Genomic DNA, 6000 nt, shown 5'->3' on the forward strand with positions numbered 1-6000 from the left:
GAAAATCATTATTTAAGCTATCACCATAGACTCTGACGCTGTTTGTTAAAAGCGCTTATTTTCAAATCTAAAAACATATTTTTCAAAAATCGCCATTCTTTCGTCAAATATAGAAATTTATAATCGGCTCAATATCCACTTACAGAGAGCTTATGATGAAACAATCATTCAAATCCACCGTCCTTGCTTTAGCATTATCCTTTGTTTTTACCGGAACTGTTCATGCAGAGTCAAACACGGCATCCGCCACTTTGACAGCCCCTATTGCCCAATCCCTCATCACCCATATCCGCAGCCAAGACGGCTTAAAATTGCACCTGCAAAAAGACATTCCAAATACCAAACCCAAAGCCATTGTCGTGATTTCGCACGGTTTGACGAGTCATTCGGGTGTGTTTAGCAATTTTGCCAAAACAATGAATGCAGACGGCATTGGCGTGTACCGCTTTGACCACCGTGGACACGGCAAATCAGACGGACGAGACAGTATTCACATCAACAGCTATTTTGAAATGGTGGAAGATTTACGTCTGGTCGTGCAAAAAGCCAAAGCCGAACACCCAAACACGCCCGTTTTTGTACTCGATCATTCTATGGGCGGACATATCTCGGCACTCTACGGCACCAAATACCCTGATGATGTGAACGGCTTTATCTTGGCGGCGGGCGTACTTCGTTATCATCAGATGAATTTTGGCTATAGTCGCAGAAGTGAAAAAGTAGTACAAGGCGGCGAGCCGCAGACAGTACAAGAGCGTACGGCAAGGCGAGCCAACGGCGTAATACTTTTTCAATTCTTTGGCTATACTTGCCACGCCCAGAGCCAAAAGACAGTTTTGTGAGTGGGGCGGTGGCGATGACCACGCTGAATTTGCCGTTTAATGGCGAAGGTTTGTCGGTGGGTGGCGACCCATTGATGTTAGAGAAATTCTCGGTCTCTTTCCCCAACAGCTTTAGAGAAGGGCTTGAATACCTAAAAGACCACGGTCGTCAATTTACCGCCCCTGTGATGCTAATTAGTGGCAATGAAGATATGTTCGTCTCGCCACAAGATGCCATTGATTTTTATAATGAAACCAAATCAAATGACAAAAGCTTAGTGCTGTATCCCAATTTTGGGCATTTACTCATGCTTGAAAAAGGTGGTCAAAAAATCAACGATGACGTGGCAGAATGGATTGGCGAGCGTGTGAAATAATTTTGTGAGATAAAAACACCATTTATCGTGGAGATAGGCGATGTTTTTGTTTACTAGATTAAGGGAGGAGGCTAGTTGAGAGCCTAATTGATTGCGTTCAATTATAGTCTCTTCAGATTAAAATGATACGCCTTAACATAGCATATTGAAATATTTTTCAATATGCTGCAAATTTTTATTGCCTCATTTTAATCTGAAGAAGCTATACAATGGCAATCACCTTACCCATCATCAAACCCATATTTCAATACATAAACTCCTGCACCCCCAAAGGCTCACGTCCCAACAATTGCGCGAAATCGGCATTGTCCGCACAGGAACCCTGTGCCAGCAATTTCATATTGCCTACGCTCACAAAACCATTGCTCAAAATATTCATAATGGGTAAAACAGGCTGAATCAAAGCCATCGGAATCGGGATAATTTTTAAATGATTTTCTTTGTGATGAATCACTTGGCGCAAAATTTGCAGATAACTCGCCAAAGTGTGCTGAGTTGCGCCCGTCATGTTCACGATTGTGCCGTGCGGATACGGATTATCGACAAAATTCGCTAAACCTTCTGCCACATCAAGCACATGCACAGGTTGAATATCAAATTGACCGCCATTGGGCAAAGCAATAATAGGCAATTTTGCCATCTTTAAAAACACTTTACTGCTTTCACCGCCGCACCCAAACACCAGCGAAGGTCGCGCCACATTCACAATCAAGCCACTTGATAATAAAGCCAAATCGCCACGCCCTTTGCTACCGACAAAACTGACTTCGTGGTCTTCGTCCGCGCCCAAAGCGGATAATTGCACCCAACGTTTCGCACCCAATTCCTGTGCCCATTTTGCCAACTGCACAGGCGCATGATGATGTACGGTTTCCAAAACAGCCGCATGGCGACTCATTACACCCACCGCATTGATGATGACTTGTTGATTTTGTAGAACTTTTTTCGCAGCAGTTTCATTCACATTCAAAAAATCAATCTCTTGGCGTGTAGGGATATGTACATGATATCCGCGTTCGCGCAAAATACGCACAATTTGGCTACCAATGAAACCACGACCGCCTAAAATCAAAATATTCATGATGTTACCTTGTGCTCTGTAATTTCTGAAATAATATTTTGCTGTTTTTCAGTCTGCTTGAACAGTTTTTCTTTCTGCAAAACCTGAATTTGCTTGCGAACCAGATATGCTAGCACCAACAACAAACTCACACCACCAAATATAGCCCAACGCAATGAATACAAGACTATTTTACCCAAATCATGCTGCCCATTCGGCACAAACAACAACACACACAACATCGGCAAAAACAGCGTCAAACCCAAATACAAACGTTGCCAAAATATCGCCGCGACCTCTTTCACGCCATCGCGATCATCATCGCACAAAAAGCCCAAAGTTTTGATCAATGGTACGTTCAATAATCCCCAACACACCGCGCTGATGATTAAAGCAATTACACCCATGGCAAACAATTCAAATAATTCCATGACTTAACTCCAAATTGTTGATAATAATATTATTCAATGCTAATCGAGAAAATAAACAGCACATCATGATTGCTGAAAAACTTTTGTTCTCACATTTCAGGCTGCCTAAATATTGCCCCCATTTTATGACATCGGTTTCAGAACCATCAGAAAGAACACAATCAACATCGCCAAAAATGCGGGATAACCCAAGCATTCCCAAGCCCGTTGGTAACGGCGATATTCGCTGGGCAAGGTATTTTCGCCTTTGGCATAAGCATCTTGCGCCATTTTCGCCATTTTGATTTGCAACCAAACCACAGGCAGCCAACACGCGCCGGCCAAGGCATACAAAGCCAATGTCCATTTCACCCACAGCCATGCGCCGTCCCAAGTAAAAGGCATACCCATCTGATGCAACAGCCAAATTCCAGACAAAGGCTGAAAAATCACAGCAGGCGTGGTGAACCACCAATCCGCTTTCATCACCCATTTGGCAACCACAGCTTGCGCGGCAACCGAACCGCTGCGATTTGCCCAAAACAGATAAAATGCCGTGCCAAAACCCGTACCAACCATCACAACCGATGAAATGATGTGTAATGTTTTAACAATTAAATAGGTATTCATTTTTGAATCTCCTGTTTTTTCTGTTGAAAAAGAAAATAAAGCACTGCCAAAATCGAGATATTTTTGATTAAAGGTGCAAACGGGTGCGACCACATTTCAGGCAGCCTGAAAGCAATCAGCACGCTGTATCCCAAAACCACTGAAAATTGAAATAAATAAAAAAAAGACTTATTTTTTAATGCGGTAAAATAAGCGATTGCTAACGCCACATCCAAGCCTGCCGAAGCATAAAACACAGCTTGTTGCCACTGATGCGGAATGCCGACTTGCGCCAGCAAATCCAGTGAAAATTCAGGTGCAAAAATAACAGGTTGGATTCCGCTCCATGCCCACAAAAAAGCCATTGAAGCATAAATATAATGCGGTGTTTTCATTTTTAATTACCAAAATTTCTGTATAAAAAGAAATTAAAATTGAAAAAATTTTGTGCTTTTTAGGCAGTCTGAGCATTCAAACCACCTAAACACCTATTTAAATCAACGCAATAACTTCTGAATACTCGCGCCCAATTTCAGTACTTTCGCCATTGTTGCGGTGGACAATTTCAGCATCTCATTTGTCCAACTGGTTAAGGTAGCAATGAAATCATGGGTTTGGGAAATGCGTTTTTTCACGGCTTCGTTTTCATTGACAAACTCGGGTTCTTGCATCAATTGGTGCAAAAATTGCAAGGTCGGTTCGATTTCGCGGCGTTGACGGTGCTCCACAATGATGCGAAACATCGTCCACACATCTTCATATGTGGTGAAATAATCGCGGCGGTCGCCCAAAATATGCGTAACTTGAACCAGTTGCAAATTCTGCAATTCTTTCAAACTGGTGGAAACATTGGAACGCGCCACACCCAAAGTTTCACAAATTTCATCGGCATTCATGGGTTTACCCAAAATGTAGAGCAACGCGTGAATTTGCGCAACCGTGCGATTCACGCCCCATTTTGCGCCCATTTCGCCCCAGTGCAAAACGAATTTTTCAGTAGTGGGATTAAGTTTCATATTGTCCTCTTCCTGCTTTCAGCTATCCTGAAAATACAATAATAGCAGTTTATTTCTTTCCATAATTTCTGTCAATACTGAAATTATGGAATGCGCGAATTGTAATCCTTGCATTTCTTCCAGATGTAAGTATGTTAAAACGATAGTATCGAATAATACGCAGACATATCATAAAGATAGAAAATCATTCAAAAAGGTATATGCAGAAATACACCAGAGGCCTGAGATTGGCAAAATTTCAGCCTGAACAACATTTTCCTCGTCGCCATATTTTGCACTTGAATTTACAATCCAAGTATAAAAACTTGTTAAAAGGTCTATTTACGGACTATATTTTTATGCTTTTTTAATAAAATAATATTTAATATTAATATGTTAAATATATTTATTAACTTTTACAAATCCTTTCAAAAATTTAAAAAGATTTGCAAGTAGTCTATATATAGACTATTATTAGTCCTATTATAGACTAATAATAGATAAATTATGAGCCAAATTTAATCTACCCCAATGACCCTAAAAGAGCGTGTTTTGCATTCTATCTTATTTGAACTGGGGGCAATCACGTTGGCAACGGTGTTGGTGCTTGCCTTTTCGGACGTGCAGACAGGTTCGGCGATTGGCGTGAGTGTGGTCATGGCAGTTATGGCGACCGTGTGGAATTTTGTGTTTAATTATGGTTTTGACAAGCTCTTTACCGCACCCCGTGAGACTTGGGGTTTTGGACTGCGTGTGTTTCATACGGTTGCCTTTGAGACGGGTTTGCTCGTTTTTACCATGCCTGTTATTGCTTATCTTTTGGGCTTGACGCTGTGGCAGGCGTTTTTGGCGGACGTGGGATTGACCGTTACCATTACGGTTTATGCCCCGATTTTTAAATGGATTTATGACAATATCCGCCTAAAATTTATCGAAAAAAAGCACCATGAATTCATTTGATTATTTTGGACAAACCGCAAGCCACGTCTTTGGGCTGTATGGGGCGTGGGCAAAGAGCAAGGGGCTAAATTATGCCACGCTTGCCGTGCTACACGCCTTGACCAAAAACACCGCCCACACCTAAAAAGACATTTGCACCGAATGGGCGTTGCCTAAGCAGACCATATCCGCCACTTACCAAAAGCTCCATAAGGACGGGCTTTTGGCGTTTGATAGTGCCACAGACGGGCGAGAAAAGGTGCTGTATTTGACCGAACATGGGCGTGCCTATGCCTTGTCAATCATTGGCGAGCTTGATGAGATAGAAAACCGTGCCGTTGCCAAGTTTGGAGCAAAACGGGCGGATAAATTTGTGAGTGAAATGCGTGCTTTTGTGGGAGAGTTTGAGCGGGTGATGAGTGGGCAAGTCTAGCGTTCATCGGGAAATGCGTCCTAGCTCGCCCCTATTCTTATCTAATGTTTACCGATTTTATCCGCTATGTCTCATCAGCAGGCGTTTGCACACACCCACACCGTATCCATTCGTCAAGCGAACCAAACACCAAGCCCATAACTCAGACTGGTGCGATAGGCTTCATCGTCATCAAAATGAAAGGCTCTAGACTAGCAGAATTACTCTGTTAGACTAGAAAAATAAGATACAACAGTAAATTAAGCACATATCATCTCAAAAAAATTATTCGGCACTTTTGTGCCGATATTGAAGCCTCAAAAACCGCTTTGCTGACCGGTTTTAATCGCAATACCATCAATCATTGGTACAACATC

General features: G+C 42.2%; 9 protein-coding genes. 4 read left to right on the forward strand and 5 right to left on the reverse strand.

Features of this window, described 5'->3' with window-relative positions; translation table 11 throughout:
- Positions 1-152 precede the first annotated feature (152 nt).
- A complete protein-coding gene (locus ACJHVI_RS00165) occupies positions 153-842 on the forward strand; it encodes an alpha/beta fold hydrolase (protein WP_483182562.1) in 690 nt (229 codons plus the stop codon).
- On the forward strand, positions 839-1198 hold the full coding sequence (locus tag ACJHVI_RS00170) for a serine aminopeptidase domain-containing protein (protein WP_483182563.1): 360 nt from the start codon (positions 839-841) through the stop codon (positions 1196-1198). Before ACJHVI_RS00165 ends, ACJHVI_RS00170 begins: the two co-directional genes overlap by 4 nt.
- Positions 1199-1442: 244 nt before the next feature.
- Here ACJHVI_RS00170 and ACJHVI_RS00175 read toward each other — a convergent pair whose 3' ends face one another.
- The 5 genes from ACJHVI_RS00175 to ACJHVI_RS00195 all read right to left on the reverse strand — a co-directional run bounded on the left by ACJHVI_RS00175 (position 1443) and on the right by ACJHVI_RS00195 (position 4293).
- Entirely contained in the window at positions 1443-2279 is an 837-nt protein-coding gene (locus tag ACJHVI_RS00175; RefSeq protein WP_483182564.1) for an NAD-dependent epimerase/dehydratase family protein, read from the reverse strand.
- On the reverse strand, positions 2276-2689 hold the full coding sequence (locus ACJHVI_RS00180) for a hypothetical protein (RefSeq protein WP_483182565.1): 414 nt from the start codon (positions 2687-2689) through the stop codon (positions 2276-2278). The genes ACJHVI_RS00175 and ACJHVI_RS00180 overlap by 4 nt, the downstream gene beginning before the upstream one ends.
- 123 nt (positions 2690-2812) lie before the next feature.
- Entirely contained in the window at positions 2813-3298 is a 486-nt protein-coding gene (locus ACJHVI_RS00185; protein ID WP_483182566.1) for a DUF2269 family protein, read from the reverse strand.
- Positions 3295-3672, reverse strand: coding sequence for a DoxX-like family protein (locus ACJHVI_RS00190; RefSeq protein ID WP_483182567.1), 378 nt, complete (start codon positions 3670-3672; stop codon positions 3295-3297). The genes ACJHVI_RS00185 and ACJHVI_RS00190 overlap by 4 nt, the downstream gene beginning before the upstream one ends.
- 102 nt (positions 3673-3774) lie before the next feature.
- A complete protein-coding gene (locus tag ACJHVI_RS00195) occupies positions 3775-4293 on the reverse strand; it encodes a GbsR/MarR family transcriptional regulator (protein WP_483182568.1) in 519 nt (172 codons plus the stop codon).
- A gap of 510 nt (positions 4294-4803) precedes the next feature.
- On the opposite strand from ACJHVI_RS00195, the gene ACJHVI_RS00200 reads away from it, so the two are divergent.
- Both ACJHVI_RS00200 and ACJHVI_RS00205 read left to right on the forward strand, forming a co-directional pair.
- The gene (locus ACJHVI_RS00200) at positions 4804-5232 is read left to right on the forward strand and encodes a PACE efflux transporter (protein WP_483182569.1); all 429 of its coding nucleotides are present in this window, start codon (positions 4804-4806) and stop codon (positions 5230-5232) included.
- A 148-nt stretch (positions 5233-5380) separates the two neighbouring features.
- Positions 5381-5644, forward strand: a complete 264-nt coding sequence (locus ACJHVI_RS00205; protein WP_483182570.1) for a hypothetical protein — start codon at positions 5381-5383, stop codon at positions 5642-5644.
- Positions 5645-6000: the final 356 nt, after the last annotated feature.

The organism is Suttonella sp. (genome assembly GCF_056855035.1).

Bases quoted from the DNA above. Each gene is read 5' to 3' on its own strand.
- ACJHVI_RS00165 (WP_483182562.1), top strand. From the start codon at position 153: ATGATGAAACAATCATTCAAATCCACCGTCCTTGCTTTAGCATTATCC.
- ACJHVI_RS00175 (WP_483182564.1), bottom strand. From the start codon at position 2,279: ATGAATATTTTGATTTTAGGCGGTCGTGGTTTCATTGGTAGCCAAATT.
- ACJHVI_RS00180 (WP_483182565.1), bottom strand. From the start codon at position 2,689: ATGGAATTATTTGAATTGTTTGCCATGGGTGTAATTGCTTTAATCATC.
- ACJHVI_RS00185 (WP_483182566.1), bottom strand. From the start codon at position 3,298: ATGAATACCTATTTAATTGTTAAAACATTACACATCATTTCATCGGTT.
- ACJHVI_RS00190 (WP_483182567.1), bottom strand. From the start codon at position 3,672: ATGAAAACACCGCATTATATTTATGCTTCAATGGCTTTTTTGTGGGCA.
- ACJHVI_RS00195 (WP_483182568.1), bottom strand. From the start codon at position 4,293: ATGAAACTTAATCCCACTACTGAAAAATTCGTTTTGCACTGGGGCGAA.
- ACJHVI_RS00200 (WP_483182569.1), top strand. From the start codon at position 4,804: ATGACCCTAAAAGAGCGTGTTTTGCATTCTATCTTATTTGAACTGGGG.